This window comes from Sphingomonas sp. AC435 (genome assembly GCF_979253005.1).
The window spans coordinates 18,200-42,149 of record NZ_CEEDCJ010000010.1 but is presented as its reverse complement, the minus strand read 5'-3'; the positions used below and the strand labels follow the sequence as shown (position 1 = coordinate 42,149).

General features: G+C 67.9%; 25 protein-coding genes. 16 read left to right on the top strand and 9 right to left on the bottom strand.

Features of this window, described 5'->3' with window-relative positions:
- The first annotated feature begins 10 nt into the window (after window positions 1-10).
- From AC0CH8_RS16320 to AC0CH8_RS16295, 6 genes are all read left to right on the top strand, one after another.
- Window positions 11-742 carry a ComF family protein gene (locus tag AC0CH8_RS16320; RefSeq protein ID WP_465240801.1) on the top strand — a complete coding sequence of 244 codons (732 nt, stop codon included), beginning with the start codon at window positions 11-13 and terminating at the stop codon, window positions 740-742.
- 32 nt (window positions 743-774) lie between these two features.
- Window positions 775-1,032: a glutaredoxin 3 gene (grxC, locus tag AC0CH8_RS16315; protein ID WP_204197471.1), complete on the top strand. Its 258-nt coding sequence runs from the start codon at window positions 775-777 to the stop codon at window positions 1,030-1,032.
- Window positions 1,029-1,853 (top strand): carbon-nitrogen hydrolase family protein, encoded by an 825-nt coding sequence (locus AC0CH8_RS16310; protein WP_465240800.1) that lies wholly within the window; start codon window positions 1,029-1,031, stop codon window positions 1,851-1,853. The genes grxC and AC0CH8_RS16310 overlap by 4 nt, the downstream gene beginning before the upstream one ends.
- 124 nt (window positions 1,854-1,977) lie before the next feature.
- Window positions 1,978-3,369, top strand: a complete 1,392-nt coding sequence (gene fumC / locus AC0CH8_RS16305; protein WP_465240799.1) for a class II fumarate hydratase — start codon at window positions 1,978-1,980, stop codon at window positions 3,367-3,369.
- A gap of 51 nt (window positions 3,370-3,420) precedes the next feature.
- Window positions 3,421-3,630, top strand: a complete 210-nt coding sequence (locus AC0CH8_RS16300; protein WP_465240798.1) for a hypothetical protein — start codon at window positions 3,421-3,423, stop codon at window positions 3,628-3,630.
- Window positions 3,627-3,821, top strand: coding sequence for a hypothetical protein (locus AC0CH8_RS16295; RefSeq protein WP_055848433.1), 195 nt, complete (start codon window positions 3,627-3,629; stop codon window positions 3,819-3,821). The genes AC0CH8_RS16300 and AC0CH8_RS16295 overlap by 4 nt, the downstream gene beginning before the upstream one ends.
- Here the strand turns inward: AC0CH8_RS16295 and AC0CH8_RS16290 are convergent.
- A complete protein-coding gene (locus AC0CH8_RS16290) occupies window positions 3,818-4,423 on the bottom strand; it encodes a DUF2585 family protein (RefSeq protein ID WP_465240797.1) in 606 nt (201 codons plus the stop codon). The genes AC0CH8_RS16295 and AC0CH8_RS16290 overlap by 4 nt on opposite strands.
- Between AC0CH8_RS16290 and gmk the strand changes: the two genes are divergently transcribed.
- On the top strand, window positions 4,422-5,084 hold the full coding sequence (gmk, locus tag AC0CH8_RS16285; protein WP_239474212.1) for a guanylate kinase: 663 nt from the start codon (window positions 4,422-4,424) through the stop codon (window positions 5,082-5,084). The genes AC0CH8_RS16290 and gmk overlap by 2 nt on opposite strands.
- On the opposite strand, the gene AC0CH8_RS16280 is transcribed toward gmk, so the two are convergent.
- The 8 genes from AC0CH8_RS16280 to AC0CH8_RS16245 all read right to left on the bottom strand — a co-directional run bounded on the left by AC0CH8_RS16280 (window position 5,062) and on the right by AC0CH8_RS16245 (window position 10,575).
- Entirely contained in the window at window positions 5,062-6,141 is a 1,080-nt protein-coding gene (locus AC0CH8_RS16280; protein WP_465240796.1) for a cache domain-containing protein, read from the bottom strand. The genes gmk and AC0CH8_RS16280 overlap by 23 nt on opposite strands.
- A 93-nt stretch (window positions 6,142-6,234) precedes the next feature.
- Window positions 6,235-6,918, bottom strand: coding sequence for an ATP12 family chaperone protein (locus tag AC0CH8_RS16275; RefSeq protein WP_465240795.1), 684 nt, complete (start codon window positions 6,916-6,918; stop codon window positions 6,235-6,237).
- Entirely contained in the window at window positions 6,915-7,130 is a 216-nt protein-coding gene (locus AC0CH8_RS16270; RefSeq protein ID WP_465240794.1) for a hypothetical protein, read from the bottom strand. The genes AC0CH8_RS16275 and AC0CH8_RS16270 overlap by 4 nt, the downstream gene beginning before the upstream one ends.
- The gene (locus AC0CH8_RS16265; RefSeq protein ID WP_465240793.1) at window positions 7,127-7,783 is read right to left on the bottom strand and encodes an HAD-IA family hydrolase; all 657 of its coding nucleotides are present in this window, start codon (window positions 7,781-7,783) and stop codon (window positions 7,127-7,129) included. Before AC0CH8_RS16265 ends, AC0CH8_RS16270 begins: the two co-directional genes overlap by 4 nt.
- A 56-nt stretch (window positions 7,784-7,839) precedes the next feature.
- Window positions 7,840-8,127, bottom strand: a complete 288-nt coding sequence (locus tag AC0CH8_RS16260) for a GIY-YIG nuclease family protein (protein ID WP_465240792.1) — start codon at window positions 8,125-8,127, stop codon at window positions 7,840-7,842.
- Window positions 8,128-8,319: 192 nt separating this feature from the next.
- Window positions 8,320-9,423, bottom strand: coding sequence for an RluA family pseudouridine synthase (locus AC0CH8_RS16255; RefSeq protein ID WP_465240791.1), 1,104 nt, complete (start codon window positions 9,421-9,423; stop codon window positions 8,320-8,322).
- Complete coding sequence (crcB, locus tag AC0CH8_RS16250) at window positions 9,420-9,800, bottom strand: fluoride efflux transporter CrcB (protein ID WP_465240790.1); 381 nt, start codon at window positions 9,798-9,800, stop codon at window positions 9,420-9,422. The genes AC0CH8_RS16255 and crcB overlap by 4 nt, the downstream gene beginning before the upstream one ends.
- A 46-nt stretch (window positions 9,801-9,846) precedes the next feature.
- The gene (locus AC0CH8_RS16245) at window positions 9,847-10,575 is read right to left on the bottom strand and encodes a hypothetical protein (protein WP_465240789.1); all 729 of its coding nucleotides are present in this window, start codon (window positions 10,573-10,575) and stop codon (window positions 9,847-9,849) included.
- A 126-nt stretch (window positions 10,576-10,701) separates the two neighbouring features.
- Between AC0CH8_RS16245 and AC0CH8_RS16240 the strand changes: the two genes are divergently transcribed.
- The 9 genes from AC0CH8_RS16240 (at window position 10,702) to AC0CH8_RS16200 (ending at window position 23,855) form a co-directional block, all read left to right on the top strand.
- Window positions 10,702-10,923, top strand: a complete 222-nt coding sequence (locus AC0CH8_RS16240; protein ID WP_204197484.1) for a hypothetical protein — start codon at window positions 10,702-10,704, stop codon at window positions 10,921-10,923.
- Between the two features lie 159 nt (window positions 10,924-11,082).
- Window positions 11,083-13,209 carry a glycogen debranching protein GlgX gene (gene glgX / locus AC0CH8_RS16235; RefSeq protein WP_465240788.1) on the top strand — a complete coding sequence of 709 codons (2,127 nt, stop codon included), beginning with the start codon at window positions 11,083-11,085 and terminating at the stop codon, window positions 13,207-13,209.
- Window positions 13,206-14,897: a malto-oligosyltrehalose trehalohydrolase gene (treZ, locus tag AC0CH8_RS16230; RefSeq protein WP_465240787.1), complete on the top strand. Its 1,692-nt coding sequence runs from the start codon at window positions 13,206-13,208 to the stop codon at window positions 14,895-14,897. The genes glgX and treZ overlap by 4 nt, the downstream gene beginning before the upstream one ends.
- A complete protein-coding gene (gene malQ / locus AC0CH8_RS16225; RefSeq protein WP_465240786.1) occupies window positions 14,894-16,879 on the top strand; it encodes a 4-alpha-glucanotransferase in 1,986 nt (661 codons plus the stop codon). The genes treZ and malQ overlap by 4 nt, the downstream gene beginning before the upstream one ends.
- On the top strand, window positions 16,876-19,242 hold the full coding sequence (gene treY / locus AC0CH8_RS16220; RefSeq protein ID WP_465240785.1) for a malto-oligosyltrehalose synthase: 2,367 nt from the start codon (window positions 16,876-16,878) through the stop codon (window positions 19,240-19,242). Before malQ ends, treY begins: the two co-directional genes overlap by 4 nt.
- A 75-nt stretch (window positions 19,243-19,317) precedes the next feature.
- On the top strand, window positions 19,318-20,853 hold the full coding sequence (locus tag AC0CH8_RS16215) for a CoA-acylating methylmalonate-semialdehyde dehydrogenase (RefSeq protein WP_465240784.1): 1,536 nt from the start codon (window positions 19,318-19,320) through the stop codon (window positions 20,851-20,853).
- 14 nt (window positions 20,854-20,867) lie between these two features.
- Window positions 20,868-21,401: a hypothetical protein gene (locus AC0CH8_RS16210; protein WP_465240783.1), complete on the top strand. Its 534-nt coding sequence runs from the start codon at window positions 20,868-20,870 to the stop codon at window positions 21,399-21,401.
- On the top strand, window positions 21,398-22,543 hold the full coding sequence (locus AC0CH8_RS16205; protein WP_465240782.1) for an acyl-CoA dehydrogenase family protein: 1,146 nt from the start codon (window positions 21,398-21,400) through the stop codon (window positions 22,541-22,543). The genes AC0CH8_RS16210 and AC0CH8_RS16205 overlap by 4 nt, the downstream gene beginning before the upstream one ends.
- Before the next feature lie 268 nt (window positions 22,544-22,811).
- Window positions 22,812-23,855, top strand: coding sequence for an enoyl-CoA hydratase/isomerase family protein (locus AC0CH8_RS16200; RefSeq protein WP_465240781.1), 1,044 nt, complete (start codon window positions 22,812-22,814; stop codon window positions 23,853-23,855).
- Window positions 23,856-23,950 lie beyond the last annotated feature (95 nt).

The following is a 23,950-nucleotide window of genomic DNA, read 5'->3' as shown; positions in this document are numbered from 1 at the left end:
CAAGAGCGGGATGCGGGCGATCGACCTCCTGATACGACCGGTCCAAGCCGTCGGCGCGCTGGCGCTGCCGCCGCGCTGTCCCGGATGCAGCGTGCCGGTGGCGGAGGATCATCGTTTCTGCGCGGCATGCTGGGGGACGTTGCACTTCGTCGCGCCGCCGTGGTGTGCGGGGTGTCAGCGGCCATTCGCCTATGATCGTGGGCCGCACGCGCTGTGCGGCGCGTGTCTGGCGGAGAGGCCGCGCCATGCTGGCGTGCGTGCAGCGGTGGCCTATGGCCCGGTCGCGGGGCGGATCGCGGTGCGGCTGAAACATGGCGGGCGGATCGCGCTGGCGGAGACGATGGCGCGGCGCATGATGCAGGTGATGCCGCCGCATGCGGAGGTGATGATCCCCGTGCCGCTGCATCGCTGGCGGTTGTGGCGGCGCGGTTTCAATCAGGCGGCGCTGATCGCCGACGCGCTGACGCGCCGCACCGGTGTGGCGCACGATCATCACGCGCTGCAACGCCGCCGTGCGACGACGTTGTTGAGAGGGCTGGGCCGGCGCGAGCGCGCGAAGCAGGTGCGAGGAGCCTTCGTCGTGACGCGGCCCGGGGCGGTGAAGGGTCGCGCGGTGGTGCTGGTCGACGACGTCTACACCACAGGCGCGACCGCGGCTGCCTGCACGGCGGTGCTGTTGAAGGCGGGTGCGCGATCGGTGACGATCCTGTGCTGGGCACGCGTGCTGGAGGGTGACGATTGACAGCGTCGCACATGCACCACACCTATTGATGTATGGCAAAGGTCGAAATCTACACCAAGGCGTACTGCCCCTATTGCACGCGTGCGATGAGCCTGCTGGCGAAGAAGGGCGTGGAGCCGGAGGAGCATGACATCACGATGGGCGGCCCGCGCCGCCCGGAGATGATCCAGCGCGCCAACGGCCGCACGACGGTGCCGCAGATCTTCATCGACGGGAAGCATATCGGCGGCTCCGACGATCTCGCCGCGCTTGACCGGGCAGGGGGGCTCGACCCGCTGCTGGCGGCGTGAAGATCGCGGTGCTGCAGATGACGGCGGGGATCGACCCTGCCGTCAATGCGCAGACCTTGACGACGGCCGTCGCCGATGCGGCCGCGGCGGGCGCGACGATGCTGTTCACGCCGGAGATGTCGGGCCTGATCGATCGCGACCGCGCGCGTGCGGCGGCGTCGATCGTGGCGGAGGCGGACGATGCGGTGCTGGCCGCCGTGCGAGAGGCGGCGAAGGCCCACGGACTGTGGGTGCATCTCGGTTCGCTGGCGGTGCGGCGGGATGACGGGCGCTTCGCCAATCGTGGGTTCGTCATCGATGCGGAGGGCGTAATCCGCGCCCGGTACGACAAGCTGCACCTGTTCGACGTCGACCTGCCGACCGGCGAAGCGTGGCGCGAGTCGGCGGCCTATGCGCCCGGCGATACGGCCAGCGTGGTGGAGACGCCGGCGGGAATGATCGGCCTGTCGATCTGTTACGACCTGCGTTTTCCCGACTTGTACCGGGCGCTGAGCGATGCCGGCGCGACCGTGCTGGCGGTGCCGGCGGCGTTCACGCAACCGACCGGGGCGGCGCATTGGCACACCCTGTTGGGCGCGCGCGCGATCGAGGCGGGGGCGTGGGTGATCGCCGCCGCGCAGACCGGCGAGCATGCGGACGGCCGCACCACCTATGGCCATTCGCTGGTGATCGATCCGTGGGGCGAGGTGGTGCTGGACATGGGCGAGGCGACGGGGCTGGGCTTCGCGACCCCCGACCCGGAGGCTCTGACGGCGGCGCGGTCGCGTGTGCCGGTGTTGACGCACCGTCGCCCGATCCCGCCGGTCGCAGTCGTGCGATGATCGTTGCAGGCTTCGCCGTCGTGTCCGTCGTGTCCGTCGCGTAAGCCGCAGACGGGACGCTCTTCGGCTGGCAGTCGCTCCCGCCGTCATGGACCCCATCGTGCGCCCGTGGGTTCCCCTCCGCATGACCGACACGCGCACCGAAACCGACTCGATCGGCCCCATCGAGGTTCCCGCCGACGCCTATTGGGGGGCACAGACGGAGCGATCCCTGGAAAACTTCCCGTTTGGGGCGACCGAGCGGATGCCGATCGGGATCGTCCACGCGCTCGCGCTGGTGAAGCAGGCGGCCGCGCGCGTGAACCGGCGACACGGATTGGCGGCGGAGAAGGCCGATGCGATCGAGGCGGCGGCGGCGGAGATCGTCGCGGGCAGGCTGGACGACCAGTTCCCGCTCGTCATCTGGCAGACGGGCAGCGGCACGCAGTCGAACATGAACGTGAACGAGGTGATCGCCGGTCGCGCCAACGAAGTGCTGACGGGCACACGCGGCGGCAAGTCGCCGGTGCACCCCAACGACGACGTGAACCGCGCGCAGTCCTCCAACGACAGCTTTCCGACCGCGCTGCACGTCGCGGTGGCATTGGCGGCGACGCAGCGGCTGATGCCGGCGCTGGAACGCCTGGAAGCAGCGTTGTCGGCCAAGGCGGAGGCGTGGGACGACATCGTCAAGATCGGGCGGACCCACCTTCAGGACGCGACGCCGTTGACGCTTGGTCAGGAATTTTCCGGCTACGCGCACCAGCTCTATCGATCGAAGGCGCGGATAGAGCCGGGTATCCTGCACGGCATGACGGCGCTGGCGCAGGGTGGCACGGCGGTGGGCACGGGGCTGAACGCGCCGGAAGGCTTTGCAGAGGATTTCGCCCGCGAGATGGCGGACCTGACCGGGCTGCCGTTCCGCACCGCCGAGAACAAGTTCGAGGCGCTGGCATCGAACGATCCGCTGGTCCACGTCTCGGGCACGCTCAACACGCTGGCGGTCGCGCTGATGAAGATCGCCAACGACATCCGCCTGCTGGGATCGGGGCCACGCTCTGGCCTCGGCGAACTCGATCTGCCCGCGAACGAGCCGGGCAGTTCGATCATGCCGGGCAAGGTCAACCCGACCCAGTGCGAGATGCTGACGATGGTCGCGGCGCAGGTGATGGGAAACCACGTCGCGGTGACGGTCGGCGGGATGCAGGGGCATCTGGAACTCAACGTCTTCAAGCCGCTGATCGGCGCGGCGGTGCTGCGGTCGATCCATCTGCTGAGCGTGGGCATGGACAGCTTCGCCGAACGCTGCGTCGATGGGCTGGAGCCGAATCGCGAACGCATCGCCGAACTCGTCGGTCGATCGCTGATGCTCGTCACCGCGCTCGCGCCCGAAATCGGGTACGACCATGCGGCGAAGATCGCCAAGCACGCGCATGAACATGGCCAGACGTTGCGGGAAGCGGGATTGGAACTCGGGCTCGTCGATGCCGACACGTTCGACCGGGTCGTGCGCGCGGAGGATATGCTCGGCCGCTGACGGAACCTTCCGCCGCTCCTCGCGCTTCATCGACGAGAAGGAGATGCTTACGTGAGTGCAACGACAATCGGTGCCCTGGTCGGCGGTGCGATCGACGCGATGAGCGGCGACGACGGTGCCGCCGATGGCGCCATCAAGGGCGCGATCGCGGCCAATGTGCTCAAGGTCGTGGTACCCCTCGCGATCACCTATGCCGTCGGTTGGGCGGTGTTGCGCGGCATCGGCGAACTCAAGGACCTCGCATTCGGAGAGATGGAATGATCGGACGGATTATCGGTGCGCTCGTGGGCCGCGAACTGGGTCAGCGTCAGGGTAGCGGCGGCGTGAAAGGTGCGGCGCTTGGGGCACTGGCGGTCGGCGGCCTGCGCCGCATGGGTCCGCTCGGCATGCTGCTGGGTGGCGGTTATGTCGCGAAGAAGGCGTATGACCGCCGGCGCGCCGGCCGCGTCTAGGCGCCGGCCTGCCACGCGCTGATCGCCTCGACCGGGGCGATCAGCGCAATCAGGTTCAATGTCAAATTGTCGCGGATGACGAGAGCCAGACCGACCTCCAGCGTCAACACGATCGCGACGGACAGCACCACCGGCAGGCGCGACGCCAGCCCGAAACCGCACATCATGCAGCCGATATCGGCGAGCGAGTTCAATATGCTGTCCCCGGTATAGCCAAGCGCCAACGTCGTCGCCCGATAGCGGTCGATCACCATCGGCGTGTTTTCGGCGATCTCCCAAGCAGCTTCCAGACCGACCGCCATCACGAGTTTCGCGCTGAGCGGCCACCGCCGCAGAGCCGTCGACGCCGCGGCATAGAAGATCAGGCCGTGCACGACATGCGTGAAGCTGTACCAGTCGGTCAGTTGTTGACTGTTCTGATCCGACTGCACCTCACCGTGCCATAGAGCGACATGGCCGCACCGGCAGATCAGCGTCCGCCCCATCGCCAGCAGCGACGCCGCCGCGATCGTCAGGACTGCTGCGATCGCGATGCCGGATTTCGCCGCGATGCAGCGACCAATGCTTGACGCCTGCGCCACCGGCACGGCACTAGCGGGCATGGATCACGCCGCCAACCTCGGGCTGATGCCCGATCCGCATCACCTGAAGCGTCGCGGCGTCTTGTTCGTGCTGTCGTCGCCGTCGGGCGCGGGCAAATCCACGATCGCGCGCAAGCTGCTGGCCGCGGAGCCGGAGCTGGAAATGTCGGTGTCCGTCACGACCCGTAAACCGCGCGTCGGCGAGGTCGACGGCAAGGATTACCATTTCGTCGATCTGGAAGAGTTTCGCCGGATGGCGGCGGACGACGAGTTCCTCGAATGGGCGCACGTTTTCGACAACCGCTACGGTACGCCGCGCGCGCAGGTCGACGCGATGCTGACCGCGGGCAAGGACGTGCTGTTCGACATCGACTGGCAGGGCGCGCAACAGCTGTTCCAGATCGCCGGCGGCGATGTCGTCCGCGTCTTCATCTTCCCACCGTCGATGGCCGAGCTGCGTCAACGGCTGGAGCGCCGTGCGACCGATGCGGTGGAGGTGATCGACGCGCGCATGGCACGGGCGGCGAACGAGGTCAGCCACTGGGACGGGTATGACTATGTCCTCGTCAACGACGATGTCGAGGCGTGCTTCGCGGGCGTGAAGACCATCTTGGCGGCCGAGCGGCTGAAGCGGTCGCGCCAGACCGGCCTGATCGGGTTCATCCGTAAGCTGACCCGCTGAGCCGTCGTCGCGCGGCGTCGGCAATGGCGGGGCGCCGGCCGCTGCTCTGCAAGCCTTCGACGATCGCCTGCTGATCCGGTATCTTCTGTTCGATGACGCATTGCAGGCCGAGCCCGTCGAATCCCTTGACGCTCGCCGCGGAGGCCACGACGACGAGGCGTTCCGCCATGCCGTCGGCCGATCGTCGGTCCACGATCAGGCGCTGTCCGAAGCGATAGTCACCGGTCGAGTTCATGACGTGCATCGTCGCATCGACGATCGACACCGTGATGCCGGTGCTCGTATGGCCGGCCGCGGCCATCACCTCACCGCTCTGCGCCTCGAAGTCATATTCCAGATACACGGCACCCTTGATGTGCCCGGCGCGGCGGATCGGCGCGACGAAGACCAGCACCTTGCGGTTGTCGGAATACGGGTTCTCCCACACCGCGTCGGTGAACCAGTCCTCGTCCGGGGCCGCCGCCATCGCGTGCTCATATTGCGGCATGCCGCGCAGGTTGACCGCCCGCACTCCCGTATTGGCATGGGCGCAGACGACGACATTGCCCTTGTCGTCGACGACGAAGGCGTTGATGAAATAGGGCGAAAATCGCAGCAGGGCGCGGAGTCTCTCCAGCGCCTGCGCTTCGGCCGCCGGGTTGAGGCGGGCGCTGGTGACCCCGTCGGTGATCGCCGGATCGGTCGCGAGCATGCGCACGTCGATCGATCGATCGTGGATCGACCGCGTGACGCCCTGCATAATCGACTGGGCAAGCTCGGCCAGCCGGGCGCCCTCGACCTCCGAAACCAGTTCGTCCGCGATGACCTCGCCCTGCGCCAGCCGCACCAGAAAGTCTTCGCGAAAGGCAGCGGCGGCGGTGCCGGCCTGCATCGCCAGCGACTTCACTTCCTGCGCGACCACGGAGAAGCCGCGCCCACTCGGCCCCGCACGCGCCGCCTCGATCGTCGCGTTCAGCGCGAGCAGGTTGGTCCGCTCGGCGATCGCTTCATTGCCGTTGGCATAACGCGTGACCTCCTCGCGGAGCATCGTCAGCAGCGTCTGGATGCGGCGCGGCATGGGCTAGCAAACGGCGGAGAGAGCGAAAAGCATCATTCACAGGTAAATAGGAATAACCTAAACAAAGGTAAAGACCGTCGTGACCAACACGGTTTACTCCGTCGCACCGACCATAAACGCATTAGCGGCATCGTAGTCGATGCGGCGGGCCGCGGTCGCGGCGGCCGCGAGCGAGTCTTCGCCCCAGCATCCGCTCTGCCATGTCTCATCGATCATGGCGGCATCCCAGACGGCGTCGGGCGTCATCTCACGCTCCGCCAGCGCCAGCGCCAGGACCAGCGATCCGGTGATCGTCACGACGGGCGACAATGCCGCCAGAAGCCACGCATCGCGCGTTGCGATCGCCTCGGCCAATCGCGTCACGGTCGGCTCGGGTTGAGCGATCGGCACGATGCCGGCGGTGACCTCGAAATGCACGTCGTAGCGTCGCGCCGCCCATGCCAGCGGCGGGTCCCAAGCCGCCGCCTGCCTTGCGATGAGGGGGGGCGGTGCCTCCGCCCGATAGTACAGCAGATCGCTCTCCCCGTATCGCGCAAGCCCGGCGGCGAAGGTGAGCGGGTCCGGCGCGATCCGGTCGATCGCGGCATTCGCAAGCCCGGTCAGCGGCATGCGGCGCGGGTCGAGCGTGCCCTCCACCGCGCGCCACTCGTCCGCGACCGCCTCCGCCAGGGCATCGGTGGGAAGCAGCAACGGAACGCGGCCCGGGGTGCGTACCGGCTTTCCGTCCAGCGCGATGCCGCGATCGGCGACGGTGACCTCCGTCCAGAAGCGCTTCAACGGTCGCTCCGCCACTTCTGTGCCAGGCCGCGTGGTACGGTCGCGATCATCGCCATCGCCGACAGCACGATCGCAAAGCCCAGAATGCGCGGCGGGAGCAGGTTGGACCGGCCCATCAGAACGAGCCCGAAGATTGCGCCCGCCACGCCGCTGATCTCGACCGCGCGGATGATGTAGTAACGGCGGCGGGCCAGGACGTCCGGATCGGTCATGCCAGCATTGCCGGCAGGTCGGAGGCATGCCGCGCAATGACATCGGCACCGGCGGCGGCAAGATTTTCGACGCTATGATAGCCCCACGCGACGCCCACCGCGCGGCATCCCGCCGCCCGCGCCATCGCCATGTCGAAGCTCGTGTCGCCGATCATCGCGCTATCCTGCGCCAACGCGCCCGCCTCGTCCATCGCAGCGATCAGCATCGACGGGTCCGGCTTCGACGGATGCCGGTCTGCGGTCTGGAGGGTGACGAAGCGATCGGCGATACCGTGCGCGGCGAGCACGTGCGCCAGACCGCGGTCCGATTTGCCCGTCGCGACGCCCAGCAGCCAGCCTTGCTCGACCAGCGTTGTGAGGATGTCGGCGATGCCCTCGAACAGCGGCTCCGGATCGAGGCCGCCGGTCTGACGCAGATCGTGGAACGCAGCCTTGTAGTCATGCGCGAGACGCCGGTATGCGGCGTCGTCGGCTTCCGGCATCAGCGCCTGCATCGCCTCGACCAGGCTCAGTCCGACGATCCGCCGCGTGTCCGCGAGCGCGGGTGGGGTAAGGCCGGACGCGCGGAACGCCGCGTCCATAGCGCGGCCGATATTGGCTTGGCTATCGACGAGCGTTCCGTCGCAGTCGAAGATGGCGAGGCGGGTGGTCATCGGGGTTGGTTAGCGGGACGAACGCGGAAGGTCACGGCCGGTTTGACTGACGGTCATCAGGCGAGAGTGGCGTAGAGATCGCTCCAGTCGGGATTGCCGGTTTCGACCAACTCGATCTTCCAGATGCGCTTCCACGTTTTCAACTGCTTCTCGCGTGAAATCGCGAAAGCGATGTCGTCGTGCCACTCGGCGAGCACGAGTGTCTTGATGCCGTAGCGGCGACAATAGCCCGACCCGACATCGCGGCGGTGTTGGTCGACACGCGCTGCGAGGTAGGCGGTGACGCCGATATAGAGCATGCCGCGAGGCCTGCTCGCCATGATGTAGGTCCAGCCTCCACGCATATCGGGAGGGTAGCGGCGCGGGTGATGAAAGATAGTGTGATTGGTAAATACCGTCACCCCAGCGAAAGCTGGGGTCTCATGCCGTAAGCGTGGCGCTTGGGTCGGGTACGCCGTCGCTTGAGACCCCAGCTTTCGCTGGGGTGACGGGTGAGAGGCTGTGTGCGAGGGATCGACGGGTCCCCCGACGAACGCCTACTCCCGCGTTCCCCGGCCGCGTCGTTCGCCTCGGCGTTCCTTGCGCACGGACTTGGCGTGCGCCTTCGCCCGCTGCTTCAGCACGGCTTTCGGCGGTGGGCCCTTGTCCTCGTCCAGCTTCAGCGCGTCGCCCAGCGCCTCGTCGAAGCCGAGGCTCGCCAGCGAGTCGCGGAAATGGGTCGGCAGATCCGCGACCTCGTCGATGCGACCGCCATCGGGATGGTCGACGCGGATGCGGCGCGCGTGGAGGTGCATCTTGCGGCTGATCCCACCGGTCAGGAACGCCGCAGGGCCACCATATTTGCCGTCGCCGACGATCGGATGGCCGATCGCGGCCATGTGCACGCGCAACTGGTGCGTGCGGCCGGTGAAGGGTTGCAGCTCGACCCAGGCGCAGCGATTGCCGGCGCGCTCGATGACCCGGTAGCGGGTGCGCGCCGGGCTGCCATTCTCCTCGTCGATCGCCATCTTCTCGCCGCCGGTGCCCGGCTGCTTGCCGATCGGCAGGTCGATCGTGCCGTCGTCGATCGAGGGAACATCAACGACAAGCGCCCAGTAAACCTTGCGCGCGGTGCGGCTGCTGAACGCCTTGGCGAAGAAGGCGGCAGCGCGGCTGGTGCGGGCGATCAGCAGCGCGCCCGACGTATCCTTGTCGAGTCGGTGGACCAGCTTCGGCCGACCCTCGGCATCGCCCTGCAACGCGTCGAGCAGCCCGTCGACATGCACCTCGGTCTTGGTGCCGCCCTGCGTCGCGAGGCCGGGCGGCTTGTTGAGGACGATCCCCTGAAAGTCACGGTGGATGACCATCTCCTCCGCAAAGGCGATCTGGTCCGGCGACAGCGGCGCACGCTCCTTCTTCGGGCGGGCGGCGGGCGCGTCGGGCGCGCGCTCCGGCTCCGGCGGCGGGACGCGCAGGATCTGGCCGGCGGCTATGCGATCACCCGGCGTCGCGCGCGATCCGTCGACGCGCAACTGTCCCGTCCGCGCCCATTTGGCGACGGTGGTGAAGCTCGTCTCCGGCAGGTGGCGCTTGAACCAGCGATCGAGGCGGATGCCGTCGTCGTCATAGCCGACGGTGAACTGGCGGACGGTGTCGGTCATGCGGCGGCTCCGATCCGGGCGACTGCGAGGCCGGCGACGAGGGCGGCGATCGACCCGACGACGGACAGCAGCAGATAGCCGAGCGCGACGCCCGGCTGCCCACGCTCGACCAGCGTCACGACATCGAGCGAAAAGGACGAGAAGGTCGTGAAGCCGCCGAGCACGCCAACGCCGAGCAGCAGCCGCCACGGCTCGTTGCCGCCGCTGCGCGACAGCACGCCTGCGAGCAGGCCCATCAGGAGGCCGCCGACGATGTTGACGCTCAGCGTACCGGCGGGAAAGTCGGACCCGAACGCGGCCAGCATGGCGCGCCCGGTCAGGTGCCGCGCGCCCGATCCGAGCGCACCGCCAAGCATGACGAGAAGGAGGGAGTTCATGTCGCCCGCCCTAGTCGTTCCGCGCGTCGGCGGCAAACCGGCGTCGTCAGGTGCCCGCGTTGGCGACCAGATCGACCTCGGTGCCACCGCCCGCGCGGGGGCTGGCGTAGACGACATAGGCCGCGTCGCCACGTGTGCCGGCGAGGACATGCTGTTTGCCATCGACCTTGTGCTCGGCCGAATAGCCGCCGCCGGTCGCGCGGGTGTAGTACCAGTCGAGCACGCGATCGAGCGGCGCAGTGCTGGCGAAGGTTACGACGCGCAGCGCACAGCCGTCGCGACTGGCCCCGGCCGCTTCGAGGACGCGCGCGTCGGGATAGAGGGGTATCGCTGCGGGCAGGCGGTTCGCCCATCCCGCCGAATAGTCGACCTTGGCGGCGCAGGAGCCTTGCGAGCCTTGCTTGCCCGCCAGGGCACCCAGCGTCATCGCGCCCTCCTTGGCGCGGCATTCGGTGCAATCGGCGGAAGGGGCGGGAGCCTTGCGCAGCGTCTTCGGGTCGACCCTGTCGTCCGTCCTGGCGATGTCGGCCGGCGGCACCGCGCGCGGATCGGGGCGGTTGGGGGGGCGAACGGCGTTGGCGTTCGATCCTTGCGTCAGCGCCGGGTCGACCATGATCTGATCCGCCAGCGACGCGGTCAGCGCAGGATTGCGACCCGCGGCGTTACCCTGCGTCAGTTCCTTGTCGAGACTGTCGAGGTCCTGCTGCGAGGCAGGCTGCTTGCTACAGCCGGCCAGCGCGGCGAGCAGGGCGATGGAGGCGAAAATCCGGGTCACGCCCACCGGCATGGGCGCCGATCGTTAACGAAGCGTCAACGAAGATGGTTGATGCGGGGGCGGCCGTCTGGTCGTCCCGGAACGGGACGCTTGTGCGGGCGTCGAGATCGCCCCATGTTCGCACCCATGCTGAACATCGTATCCGTGCTGATCGGTCTCGTCACCCTCGTCCTGGGCCTGATCGCGTTCGTGCCGCTTCTCGGCTGGATGAACTGGCTGGTGATCCCGATCGGGATCGTCGGCGCGGCGGTGGGGGCGATGTCGTCGTCGAATGGTGGCCGCAACCTGAACATCGTGCTCATCATCATCTTCGCGATCCGGCTGTCGCTGGGCGGCGGCATCTTCTGATACGCAAAAGGGGCCGGCGAACCGGCGCTACGCTCGCAATGACGGTTCTGAAGTCCAAGCCCGATTGATCTCGCACATGCACAATTAGGTCGCGGCGTTCGGAACACGCGCCCGGACGAGCGGGTTGGACGGCGGTATCCAGAACAGGGGAATACCGCCTTGACGTCACTGCCCGACCGGCTCGAAGCCGGCTCGCCCTATCCGCTCGGCGCGACGTGCATAGACGGGGGGATCAACTTCGCCGTCTTCTCCGCCAACGCCGAAAAGATCGAGCTGTGCATCTTCAGCCCGGACGGCAAGCGCGAACTGCGCCGCTACGAATTGCCGGAATGGACGGACGAGGTCTGGCACGGGTATCTGCCGGATGTCGGCCCCGGTGTCCTGTACGGGTATCGCGCTCACGGCCCGTACGAGCCGGAACAGGGACACCGCTTTAACCCGAACAAGCTGCTGCTCGACCCCTATGCGCGCAAGCTGCACGGCCAGATCAAGTGGACCGATGCGCTGCACGGCTACAAGGTCCGCTCGCGCAAGGAGGACCTGTCCTTCGATACGCGTGACAGTGCGCCGGCCATGCCCAAGGGCGTTGTCGTCGACGATCATTTCGACTGGTCGCAGGATCGCCGCCCGAACACGCCGTGGTCGGAAACGGTGGTGTACGAGGCGCACGTCAAGGGCCTGACCAAGCTGTTCGAACTGGTGCCCCCACGCGAACGCGGCACCTATGCCGCGCTCGGCCACCCGAAGGTCATCGAGCATCTGAAGAAGCTGGGCGTCACCGCGCTCGAGTTGATGCCGATCCACGCCTTCACGCAGGACCGGTTCCTGCAGGAGAAGGGCCTGCGCAATTACTGGGGCTACAACACGCTCTCGTTCTTCGCGCCGGAACAGTCGTACTTCGCCACCGACAGCCAGGACGAACTGCGTCGCGCCGTTCGCCGCCTGCACTCGGCTGGGATCGAGGTGATCCTCGACGTGGTCTACAACCATACGTGCGAGGGGTCGGAAAAAGGCCCGACGCTGTCGTGGCGCGGGCTCGACAACGCCAGCTATTACCGGCTGGTCAAGGATCAGCCGCGTTATGCGATCAACGACACCGGCACCGGCAACACGCTGAACACCGACAAGGCGCGCGTCATCCAGATGATCGCGGACTCGCTGCGCTATTGGGCGACCAGCTTCGGCATCGACGGTTTCCGCTTCGACCTTGGCCTGACGCTGGGCCGGACGGAAACGGGTTTCGACCCCGGTCATGCCTTCTTCGACGTGCTGCGGCAGGACCCGGTGCTCGGCAAGCTGAAGTTGTCGACGGAGCCATGGGACATCGGCCCCGGCGGCTATCAGCTGGGCAATTTCCCGCCCGGTTTCGCCGAGTGGAACGACAAGTACCGCGACACCGTCCGCAAGTTCTGGCGCGGCGACCCCTCGCAGCGCGGCGATCTCGCGGCGCGCCTGTCCGGTTCCGGCGACCTGTTCGACCGCCGCGCGCGGCGTCCCTGGGCCAGCGTCAACCTGCTCGCGGCGCATGACGGCTTCACGTTGTACGACACCGTTGCCTACGAACAGCGCCACAACGAGGCCAACAAGGAAGACAATCGCGACGGTCACTCGGAGAACTATTCGCGCAACTGGGGCGCGGAGGGCGAGACCGACGACGAGGGGATCAAGGCGACGCGCGCCACCGTCCAGCGGTCGATGCTGACGACGCTGTTCGCCTCGCTCGGCACGCCGATGCTGGTCGCGGGCGACGAGTTCGGGCGGACGCAGGGCGGCAACAACAACGCCTATTGCCAGGACGACGAGATCAGCTGGCTCGACTGGTCGCGCGCCGCCTCGCCGGAGGGCAAGTCGCTGCTCGACTTCACCTCGCGCCTCGCCGATCTGCGCAGTCGCTATCCGGTCCTGCGCTCCAAGTCGTTCCTCTATGGGCAGAACTCGCCCGGCCACGGCGTCAACGACATCGAATGGTGGGACGAGCGCGGCGAGCAACTGTCGTCCGACGACTGGAACAACCCGGACGGCCGCGCCCTGCTGATGCGCCGTGCGGTGAAGCTCGACAGCGGCGAGATCGAGGCGGTCTCGCTGCTGCTGAACGCATCGGACGACACGATCACCTTCACCTTGCCGCCCCCGCACAGCGACCGCGTGGTGCTGATCGATAGCACCAAACCCGATCTGCGCGAGGAGGCGATCGGCGACGATTACGAACTCGGCGCGCACGGGGCCGCGCTGATCGCGTGGAAGGTGGCGCCGGAAGCGACGAGCGAGGACGACGGAGAGGCATGATGCGCTGGGGACCGGAACTGCTGGCGGATGACCGGACGGCGTTCCGGCTCTGGGCGCCCGATGCGGACGCGGTGACACTTGAGCTGGAAGGCCTTCCTCCCGTCGACATGACGGCGGGAGAGGGCGGCTGGTTCACGGCCGAGGCGGCGGTCGGCGCGGATGCCCGCTACCGGTTCCGCATCGGCGACATGGCGGTGCCAGATCCCGCGTCGCGCGCGCAGGACGGCGGCGTCAACGGGTGGAGCATCGTCGTCGACCCCGCCGCGTACGAGTGGCGCAACGACTGGGCCGGACGCGCTTGGGAAGAGACCGTCGTGATGGAGGTGCATGCCGGCACCTGCGGCGGCTTCCGCGGATTGGCGGACAAGCTGCCGGAGATTGCCGCACTGGGCGTTACGGCGGTCGAACTGATGCCGGTCAACGCGTTCGGCGGCACGCGCAACTGGGGCTATGACGGCGTGCTGCCCTATGCGCCTGCAGACAGTTACGGGACGCCCGAGGACCTCAAGGCACTGGTCGACCGCGCGCACGAGCTGGGCATGTCGATGTATCTCGACGTGGTCTACAACCACTTCGGACCCGATGGAAACTACCTCAACAGCTATGCCAGCGGCTTCTTCCACCCGGAGGTGAAGACACCCTGGGGCGGCGCGGTGGCGGTGGACGAGGAGCCGGCGCGGCGCTTCTTCATCGACAATGCGCTGATGTGGCTTCAGGGATATCGCTTCGACGGGCTGCGCTTCGACGCGGTGCATGCGATCGCCAACGACGCGTTCCTTGATGCGATGGCCGCCGAAATCCGTGCGACCGTGAAGCGCCCGGTGCATCTGGTGCTGGAGAACGAGCATAACGACTCAGACCGGCTCGCACCCGGCAAGTACGACGCGCAGTGGAACGACGATTTCCATAACGTCCTGCACGTCCTGCTGACCGGCGAAACCGACGCCTATTACGCGGACTTCGCCGACCGCCCCGCCGAACGGCTGGCTCGCTGTTTGGCGGAGGGCTTTATCTATCAGGGGGAGGCGTCGACCAATCAGGATGGCAAGACCCGTGGTAAGCCATCGGCGCATCTGTCGCCGACATCGTTCGTGGCGTTCCTTCAGAACCACGACCAGATCGGCAACCGCGCAATGGGCGAGCGGCTGACGCTGCTGACCAGCACCGCCAAGTTAGGCGCCGCGACGGTGTTGCTGCTGCTCGGGCCGCAAATCCCGCTGATCTTCATGGGCGACGAGACCGGATCGGAGACACCGTTCCTGTTCTTCACCGATTTCCACGACGAACTCGCCGATGCCGTCCGCGAGGGGCGGCGGGACGAGTTCAAGAAGTTCGCCGCGTTCGACGAACCGTCCGAACGCGCGACCATCCCCGACCCCAACTGCGTCGACACGTTCGACCGGTCGCGGGTGCAGCCCGGCCCGGCCGCGGATGCATGGCGCGCCTTCTACACCGAATTGCTGACGCTGCGGCGGGAGCGGATCGTGCCGGCGCTGAAGCGGGCGTCCTCGCTCGGCGCGGAAGCGCTCGGCGACGCCGCGGTGTCCGCGCGCTGGCAACTGGGCGATGACGTGCTGACGATCGTCCTGAACCTCGGATCGGAGCCGGTGCCGATCCCGGAGGGACGGCCTTTATACGCCTCTGGCGAACCGGGCGCGGCGGATAGCTGCGCGGTGTGGCTGGCATGAGCGCGCTTCACGAACTGGCGGCGGAGGTCGGGCTTCAGGTCGACTGGCGCGACGCGTCGGGTCAGGCGCAACGGGTCCGCGACGAGGTGCTGGTCGACGTGCTGGAGGCGCTCGGCTTCGAGGCGCGCGACGAACGCATGATCGCGGCCACCCGTCGTCAGCACGCAGAGGGTCAGAGCAATGACGGCGGCACCTTCCTGACCGGCGATGTCGGCACGCCGATCGGGGTCCCATTCACGGGTCGCGGCGAACTGCTGATGGCCGACGGATCGCAGTGCGACGTGGCGATCCAGAACGGCACGCTGCCCGCCATCGACCTGCCCGGCTATCACCGGCTGATGCTCGACGATCGCGAGGTCGAGGTCGCGGTCGCACCGAAGCGGTGCTTCACCGTCGCCGATGCCGCCGGCGACCGGCGCATCTGGGGCGCGGCGATCCAGATCGCGAGCCTGCGCGACGAACGCGGCGGCGCGTATGGCGACTTCGGCAGCCTGCGCGAGGCCGTCGCCGCATTGGCCGGCGCGGGAGCGGATGCCGCGGCGATCAGCCCGGTGCACGCGCTATTCCCCGCGGATGCCAGCCGCTACAGCCCCTATGCACCGTCGAGCCGGCTGTTCCTCAACATCCTGTATGCCGATCCCGCGATCGTCGGCCTGCCCCTGCACGAAGGAGCCGCGCCCGACCTGATCGACTGGCAGTCCGCGATCCCCGCGCGTCTCGCGCTCTTGCGGCAGGCGTTCGACGCGCGGACCGACGCGATCCGCGATGCCGTGGCGGCGTTCGCGGACGCGGGTGGCGAGGAACTGCAACGCCACGCACGATTCGACGCCCTGCACGCGCATTTCTTCGCGGACGGCGCGAGCGGGTGGCAGGGGTGGCCGACCGCCTTCCACGATCCGGCCGGCGATGCGGTGGCGGGCTGGGCGCACGAGCATGCCGAGCAAGTAGACTTCTACCTCTTCTGCCAATGGCTTGCCGACCGCAGCCTGTCGGAGGCGCAGGCCGCCGCCAGGTCCGCCGGGATGGCCGTCGGCCTGATCGCCGACCTCGCGGTGGGGATGGATGCCGGCGGCAGCCACGCATGGAGCCGCCCCGACGATCTCATCACCGGGCTGTCGATCGGCGCGCCGCCCGACCTGCTCGGCCCGGACGGGCAGAATTGGGGCATCACCGGCTTCGCGCCCACCGCGCTGAGACGGCGCAATTTCGAGCCGTTTCGCGCGACGCTCCGGTCCGCCTTGCAGCACGCCGGCGGCATTCGCATCGATCACGCGATGGGGCTGGAACGGCTGTGGGTCGTGCCCGATGGAAAGTCGGCGGCGGACGGCGTATACCTGTCCTACCCGCTCGACGACATGCTGCGCGTGCTGGCGATAGAATCGGACGCGGCGCAGGCGATCGTCATCGGCGAAGACCTCGGCACCGTGCCCCAAGGCTTCCGGCCCAAGCTCGATTCGCGCGCCGTCATGGGCATGCGGGTGATGCCGTTCGAGGCGGACGGCGCGGGCAATATTACCCCGCCCGACCAGTGGACGCCCGAAGCCGCCGCGATGACCGGCACGCACGATCTGCCGACGATCGCCGGCTGGTGGCGCGGGCGCGACATCGAACTCACCTACGAACTCCATCGCAGCACGCGCGCCGACAGCCGCGACGCGGCGGAGGCGACGCGCGATCACGAACGGGAGGGGTGGTGGAACAGCTTCACCGCCGCCGACACCGCATCGGGCGAACGCCCCGCGCCCGACGATTCCGCACCCGTGATCGACGCCGCGCTCGGCTTCGTCGGCCGGACGCCGTGCGCGATCGCGGTCGTGCCGCTGGAGGACGTGGCGGGGCTGGTCGAACAGCCCAACCTGCCCGGCACGATCGACGAACATCCCAATTGGCGACGCCGCATGCCCGACGTGACGGGGGCGCTGCTCGACCAGCCCGCCGTCACGGGGCGCCTCGCCACGCTCAACAAGGCCAGAACCCGATGAACCCGCGCGCCACCTACCGCCTGCAACTGCACAAGGATTTCACCTTCGCCGATGCGGAGGCGATCGTGCCCTATCTGGCCGATCTTGGCGTCAGCCACGCCTATCTGTCGCCGATCACCACCGCGACCAAGGGTTCGATGCACGGCTACGACGTCGTCGATCCGACCCGCATCAATCCCGAACTCGGCGGCGAGGACGCGTTCCGCTCGCTGGTTGCTTCCTTGCGCGCGCACGACATGGGTGTCGTCATCGACATCGTGCCCAATCACATGGGCGTCGCCGGGGCTGAGAATACCTGGTGGAACGACGTGCTCGCCAAGGGGCGCGACAGCGAGTTCGCCGACGTGTTCGACATTGATTGGAAACAGCCGATCGTCCTGCCCGTGCTCGGCGATCCGCTGCCCAAGGCGCTCGCCGACGGCGCGGTCGTGGTCGAGGACGATGCGATCGTCGCGTATGGCGAGCATCGCTTCCCGTTGCGCGCGGAGGATCGCGGCACCACCGACGCGGTCGAGGATGTGCTCGATCGCCAGCATTACCGGCTGGCATGGTGGCGCACCGCCGACGACGAGCTCAATTGGCGGCGCTTCTTCACCGTCAACGAACTCGCCGGCGTCCGCGTCGGTGACCCCAAGGTGTTCGAGCGCACCCACGCGCTGATCTTCCGCCTCTGGGAAGAAGGGCTGATCGACGGCGTCCGCGTCGATCACGTCGACGGCCTGACCGACCCCGCCGATTACTGCCGCACGCTGCGCCAGCGGTTCGAGGACGGCCCGCGCAAGGATCACGCGGTGATCTGGATCGAGAAGATCCTCGGCGCCGGCGAACCGCTGGCAAAGGATTGGGGCGTCGACGGTACCAGCGGCTACGACTTCATGGAGGAGGTCGCGGCGCTGCTCCACGACCCCGCCGGCGAAGCGCCGCTGGCCGAAGCATGGGCGTCGCTCAGCGGCCGCCCCGCCGAATTCGCACCCGAAGAGCTTCAGGCGCGTCAGGACGAACTCGCGTGGCAGTTCGAAGGGCAGCTGAAATCCTGTGTCCGGGCCTTCGCCAAGCTGGCGCAGTCAAGCGACGAGACGCTGGCGCTGACCCCGGAAATGCTGCGCCGCGCGATCCAGCGGCTGTTGTGGGTATTCCCCGTCTACCGCACCTATGGCACCGGCAGCGATGCCCCTGCCACCGACGCCGCGATCCGCGCCGACGTGCGCGCCCGCGTCGAGAAGTTCATCCCGCCGGGCGAGGGCTTCGTTGTCGATGCCGTGCTCGCATGGCTGGCGGGCGAGGGGCCGGGCGATCCCGATCTCGCGCATCAGGCGGTCCGCCGTTTCCAGCAACTCTCCGCTCCCGTCGCCGCGAAGGGCGTCGAGGACACCGCCTTCTACCGCTACGGCCGCCTTCTCTCGCGCAACGACGTCGGCTTCGACGCGGAACAGTTCGCCGGCACGATCGACGGCTTCCACGATCGCATGACGGCGCGGGCGACCGACTGGCCCCGCGCCATGCTGACCACGGCGACGCACGACCACAAGCGCGGCGAGGATGTCCGCGCCCGCCTCGCGGTGCTGAGCGAGGTGCCCGATCTGTGGCTGAAGCACGTCACTACATGGAACGAGGTGGCGATGGAGGCGCTGGAGGGCGTAGATCCCGCCGACGCCTATATGCTCTACCAGACGCTGTTCGGCGCATGGCCGGACGGGCTCGCTACGGACGACGCTGCCGGCCTGTCCGACTTCGCCGAGCGCGTGAACGCGTGGCAGCAAAAGGCACTGCGCGAAGCCAAGCTGCGCTCGTCGTGGGAAGCACCCGACGAGGACTATGAGGCGCGCTGCAAGGCGCTGGTCGAGCGCCTGCTCGATCCGGCGCGATCGCCAGAGTTCCTGGCGGACCTTGCGGCGCTGGTTACCGAGACGGCGGATGCCGCCCAAGCCAATTCGCTGGCGCAGGTGGCGCTGCGCTGCAACGTGCCGGGCGTGCCCGACTGCTATCAGGGCACCGAACTCGCCGACCTCAGTCTCGTCGATCCCGACAATCGCCGGCCCGTCGACTACCCCCGCCGCCGTGAGGTTCTGGAAAACCGCAACGACCCGAAGATGGCGCTGCTCGCGGATCTGCTCGCGCTGCGACAGGAGAACCCGGACCTGTTCGCAAAGGGCGACTACCGCCCCCTCACGATCGAAGGCGCGCAGGCCGACCACATCCTCGCCTTCGAGCGCCACCACGGCGGCAAGACGTTGCGCATCGCGGTGGCGTTGCGCACCTCGGGCGTAAGCGATTGGGGCGACACCCGCATCGCGTTCACCGGCGCGCCCCGATCGGCCAGCGAAACCTTTGCCGATCGGACGGTATACGCTGCCCTCGACTGATCGGACTTGTCTCCGCGCGCGGATCGCGACAAAGGTCCGCGCAAGGAAATTACAAGACGACATAGGAGAGCGACGATGCGGACGATCGATCATGTGATCGCCGGGGAGTCTGTCGGCAGCGCGGGCAGTGCGCGCAGCGGCGACGTCTACGACCCCAATACCGGGCAGGTGCAGGCGCGCGTCATGCTGGGCACGCAGGCCGATCTCGACCGCGCCGTCGCCGCCGCGCAGGCCGCGCAGCCCGGCTGGGCCGCCACCAATCCGCAACGCCGGGCCCGCGTCATGTTCCGCTTCAAGGAACTGGTCGAGCAGAACATGGATGCGCTGGCGCACATGCTCTCGTCCGAACACGGCAAGGTCATCGCCGACTCGAAGGGCGACATCCAGCGCGGCCTCGAAGTCATCGAATTCTGCTGCGGCATTCCGCACGTTCTGAAGGGTGAGTACACGCACGGCGCCGGCCCCGGCATCGACGTCTATTCGATGCGCCAGCCGCTCGGCATCGGCGCGGGCATTACGCCGTTCAACTTCCCCGGCATGATCCCGATGTGGATGTTCGGTACCGCGATCGCGACCGGCAACGCCTTCATCCTGAAGCCGTCGGAGCGTGATCCCTCCGTCCCCGTCCGCCTCGCCGAATTGATGCTGGAGGCGGGCGCACCGGCGGGCATCCTTCAGGTCGTCCACGGCGACAAGGAGATGGTCGACGCCATCCTCGATCACCCCGCGATCAGCGCGATCAGCTTCGTCGGGTCGTCGGACATCGCCCACTACGTCTACCGCCGCGGCGTCGAGGCGGGCAAGCGCGTGCAGGCGATGGGCGGTGCCAAGAACCACGGCATCGTCATGCCCGACGCCGACCTCGATCAGGTCGTCGCCGACCTGTCCGGCGCGGCATTCGGTTCGGCGGGCGAGCGCTGCATGGCGCTGCCGGTCGTGGTGCCGGTGGGCGAGAAGACCGCCGACGCCTTGCGCGAAAAGCTGATCCCCGCCATCGCCGCGCTGCGCGTCGGCGTGTCGACCGACGCGGAGGCGCATTACGGCCCGGTCGTGAACGCCGCGCACCGCACCCGCGTCGAGAACTGGATCCAGACCGGCGTCGACGAGGGCGCGGAACTGGTCGTCGACGGCCGCAACTTCACGCTGCAGGGGCATGAGCAGGGCTTCTTCATCGGCCCCAGCCTGTTCGATCGCGTCACCACCGATATGAGCGCGTACAAGGAGGAGATTTTCGGGCCGGTCCTCCAGATCGTCCGTGCGCCCGATTTCGAGACGGCGGTGCGCCTGCCGAGCGAGCATCAGTACGGCAACGGCGTCGCGATCTTCACGCGCAACGGCCACGCCGCGCGCGAGTTCGCGGCGCGCGTCAACGTCGGCATGGTCGGCATCAACGTGCCGATCCCGGTGCCCGTCGCCTATCACAGCTTCGGCGGGTGGAAGCGCAGCGCGTTCGGCGACACCAACCAGCACGGCATGGAGGGCGTCCGCTTCTGGACCAAGGTCAAGACCGTGACACAGCGCTGGCCCGACGGCTCGGTCCTGCCGACCGGTTCCGAAGACGGCGGACCCAGCCGCGTGCAGGACGCGTTCGTCATCCCGACGATGGGTTGAGCGGAGTGAAGACCATGAAGCACCTGAGCATCGCCGCCTTCCTCGTTCTTGCCGCCTGCGGCTCGTCGGAGGACGCCGGCAGCAACAACAGCAGCAGCCCCGAAACGGCCGGCGCGGCGATCGAGCAGACGCCCGCGAACCTGATGGACGATCCGAACAACAGCGTCGTGCCGATCCGTCCCGACGACGTGACGCGTGTCGAGCAGACCGTCTCCGCGATCCCCGCGGAATTTACCGGACGCTGGGGCATGGTCGCCAATGACTGCGATCCGCAGCGTGCCGACAACAAGGGCCTGCTGACGGTCGCCGCCGACAAGCTCAGCTTCTACGAATCGCGTGCGGTACCCGGCAACATCCGCCTCGCATCGCCGAACAAGCTGACGACCGATCTCGCCTTCTCCGGCGAAGGCCAGACGTGGCAGCAGACCGCGACGCTGACGCTGATGGACGACGGCAAGACGCTGATCCGCGAGGCGATCGGTGGAGAGAAGGGCGATGAACAGGGCGCGCAACGCTATTCGCGCTGCCCGGCGGGGGCAGCCAAGTGACGAACCAGTTCGACCTGACGGATGACCAGCGCGAGATCCAGGAACTCGCACGCCGCTTCACCGCCGACTGCATCACGCCGTTCGCGGGAGAGTGGGACGAGAAGCACATCTTCCCGCGCGACACGATCAAGGCTGCGGCCGAACTCGGCTTCGCCTCGATCTACGTGTCCGAGGAATCCGGCGGCATCGCGCTCGGCCGGCTGGAGGCCGCGCTCATCATGGAGGCGATGGCGTACGGTTGCCCCTCCACGTCGGCGTTCATCTCGATCCACAACATGGCGTCGTGGATGATCGACCGGTTCGGGTCGCAGACGGTGAAGGACAAATACCTGCCGTCGCTCGTCACGATGGACCGCATCGCCAGCTATTGCCTGACCGAACCATCGTCCGGCTCCGACGCCTCGGCGCTGAAGACGAAGGCCGTGAAGGACGGCGACGACTGGATCGTCACCGGATCGAAGCAGTTCATCTCCGGCGCGGGCGAAAACGAGGTCTACGTCACGATGGTCCGCACGGGCGAGGAGGGGCCGAAGGGCATCTCCGCGCTGGTAGTCGAAAAGGACATGCCCGGCGTGTCGTTCGGTGCGAACGAGCGCAAGCTCGGCTGGCACTCGCAACCCACGCGTCAGGTGACGTTCGACGGCGTTCGCGTGCCCGGCGAAAACCTCGTCGGCGGGCTGGGCGAGGGATTCCGCATCGCGATGATGGGCCTCGACGGCGGCCGCCTCAATATCGGCGCCTGCTCGCTCGGCGGCGCGCAACGGTGCATCGACGAAGCGATCGGCTACACCCGCGATCGCCAGCAGTTCGGCAAGCCCATCGCCGAGTTCCAGAACACGCAGTTCACGCTGGCCGACATGGCGACCGAGCTGGAGGCCGCCCGCGCGCTGCTCTACATCGCCGCCGCCAAGGTCACCGCCAACGCCCCCGACAAGACCAAGTTCGCCGCGATGGCGAAGCGGCTGGCGACTGACACCGGCAGCAGCGTGGTCGACCGCGCGCTCCAGTTGCATGGCGGCTACGGCTATCTGATGGACTACCCCATCGAACGCTTCTGGCGCGACCTGCGCGTGCATTCGATCCTGGAAGGTACCAATCAGGTCATGCGCATGATCGTCGGCCGCGAACTGACGCGCCAGTGAGCGTCGTTCTTGAATCCTCCCCGGCACGGGGAGGGGGACCAGCGAAGCTGGTGGAGGGGCAGCCACAAGCGCGACGGCCTGCCGCTGCCCCTCCGTCACGTTTCTGGTGCGCCGCCTTCCTGTACCGCGGAGGATCAACGACGTCTTTAAATCCTCCCCTGCAAGGGGAGGTGGCACGCCGCAGGCGTGACGGAGGGGTGACGCGCTATCGAGAGGGGGGCACCCCTCCGGCGCTGCGCGCCACCTCCCCTGCAAGGGGAGGAGTGAAGTGACCGACGACATCCTCATTACCGTCAAAGGCCCCGTCGCCTACCTCCGCCTCAGCCGCCCGAAGGCGCTCCACGCCCTCAACCTCCCCATGTGCGAAGCGATCACCGCCGCGCTGGAGGACTGGCGCGCCGATACCGCGATCGAGGCGATCATCCTCGATCACGCGGAGGGCAGGGGGTTTTGCGCCGGCGGCGACATCCGCATGCTTGCCGACAGCGGCGCCGGCGACGGGAACGACGCCCGCGCCTTCTTCGCCACCGAATACCGGATGAACCACCGGCTGTTCACCTACGCCAAGCCGATCGTCGCATTCATGGACGGCATCACGATGGGCGGCGGCGTCGGCATCGCGCTGCCCTGCCGCTACCGCGTCGCGACGGAGAACACGAAGCTCGCGATGCCCGAAACCGGGATCGGCCTGTTCCCCGACGTCGGCGGCGGCTGGTACCTGTCGCGCCTGCCCGGCCGCATCGGTCAGTATCTCGCGCTCACCGGCCACCGGCTGAACGGTGCGGAGTGCCTCGCCCTCGGTCTCGCCACGCACTACCTCACCGCCGACCGGCTCGACGAGGCCAAGACCCGCATCGCCGCCGACCCGCAGGCGGTCGAGGCAACGCTGGACGAACTCTCGGCCCCCGCGCCGGATGCGCCGCTGCTCGCCCATCGCAACGCGATCGACCGCCTGTTCGCCGCCGACGATCTGGAAGCGATCCTCGCCGCACTCGACGCGGATGGTGGCGACTGGGCGCAGGTCCAGCGCGCCACGCTCGCGACCAAGTCGCCGCAGGCGATGAAGGTGTCGCTCAAGCTGGTGCTCGACGGCGCGCAGATGCCGACCTTCGAGGACGAGATGCGGCAGGAATATGCCGTCGCCGTTCATGTCGTGCAGCGCCCCGACTTCGCCGAGGGCGTGCGCGCGCTGATCGTCGACAAGGACAATGCGCCCCGCTGGAACCCCGGCACCCCGGCGGAGGTCAGCGACCATATGATCGACCGCATCTTCGCACCCTTGCCCGCCGGCGAGGAATGGACGCCAAACTAGTTTCTCCCCTCCCCTTCAGGGGAGGGGCTGGGGGTGGGGCCTCGCCGCAAGCACGTCGCCAGTGGAAAGTCCCCACCCCCGACCCTCCCCTGAAG

Bases quoted from the DNA above. Each gene is read 5' to 3' on its own strand.
- AC0CH8_RS16320 (WP_465240801.1), top strand. From the start codon at position 11: ATGCGGGCGATCGACCTCCTGATACGACCGGTCCAAGCCGTCGGCGCG.
- grxC (WP_204197471.1), top strand. From the start codon at position 775: ATGGCAAAGGTCGAAATCTACACCAAGGCGTACTGCCCCTATTGCACG.
- fumC (WP_465240799.1), top strand. From the start codon at position 1,978: ATGACCGACACGCGCACCGAAACCGACTCGATCGGCCCCATCGAGGTT.
- AC0CH8_RS16295 (WP_055848433.1), top strand. From the start codon at position 3,627: ATGATCGGACGGATTATCGGTGCGCTCGTGGGCCGCGAACTGGGTCAG.
- gmk (WP_239474212.1), top strand. From the start codon at position 4,422: ATGGATCACGCCGCCAACCTCGGGCTGATGCCCGATCCGCATCACCTG.
- AC0CH8_RS16290 (WP_465240797.1), bottom strand. From the start codon at position 4,423: ATGCCCGCTAGTGCCGTGCCGGTGGCGCAGGCGTCAAGCATTGGTCGC.
- AC0CH8_RS16280 (WP_465240796.1), bottom strand. From the start codon at position 6,141: ATGCCGCGCCGCATCCAGACGCTGCTGACGATGCTCCGCGAGGAGGTC.
- AC0CH8_RS16270 (WP_465240794.1), bottom strand. From the start codon at position 7,130: ATGACCGATCCGGACGTCCTGGCCCGCCGCCGTTACTACATCATCCGC.
- AC0CH8_RS16265 (WP_465240793.1), bottom strand. From the start codon at position 7,783: ATGACCACCCGCCTCGCCATCTTCGACTGCGACGGAACGCTCGTCGAT.
- AC0CH8_RS16260 (WP_465240792.1), bottom strand. From the start codon at position 8,127: ATGCGTGGAGGCTGGACCTACATCATGGCGAGCAGGCCTCGCGGCATG.
- AC0CH8_RS16255 (WP_465240791.1), bottom strand. From the start codon at position 9,423: ATGACCGACACCGTCCGCCAGTTCACCGTCGGCTATGACGACGACGGC.
- crcB (WP_465240790.1), bottom strand. From the start codon at position 9,800: ATGAACTCCCTCCTTCTCGTCATGCTTGGCGGTGCGCTCGGATCGGGC.
- AC0CH8_RS16240 (WP_204197484.1), top strand. From the start codon at position 10,702: ATGCTGAACATCGTATCCGTGCTGATCGGTCTCGTCACCCTCGTCCTG.
- treZ (WP_465240787.1), top strand. From the start codon at position 13,206: ATGATGCGCTGGGGACCGGAACTGCTGGCGGATGACCGGACGGCGTTC.
- malQ (WP_465240786.1), top strand. From the start codon at position 14,894: ATGAGCGCGCTTCACGAACTGGCGGCGGAGGTCGGGCTTCAGGTCGAC.
- treY (WP_465240785.1), top strand. From the start codon at position 16,876: ATGAACCCGCGCGCCACCTACCGCCTGCAACTGCACAAGGATTTCACC.
- AC0CH8_RS16215 (WP_465240784.1), top strand. From the start codon at position 19,318: ATGCGGACGATCGATCATGTGATCGCCGGGGAGTCTGTCGGCAGCGCG.
- AC0CH8_RS16210 (WP_465240783.1), top strand. From the start codon at position 20,868: ATGAAGCACCTGAGCATCGCCGCCTTCCTCGTTCTTGCCGCCTGCGGC.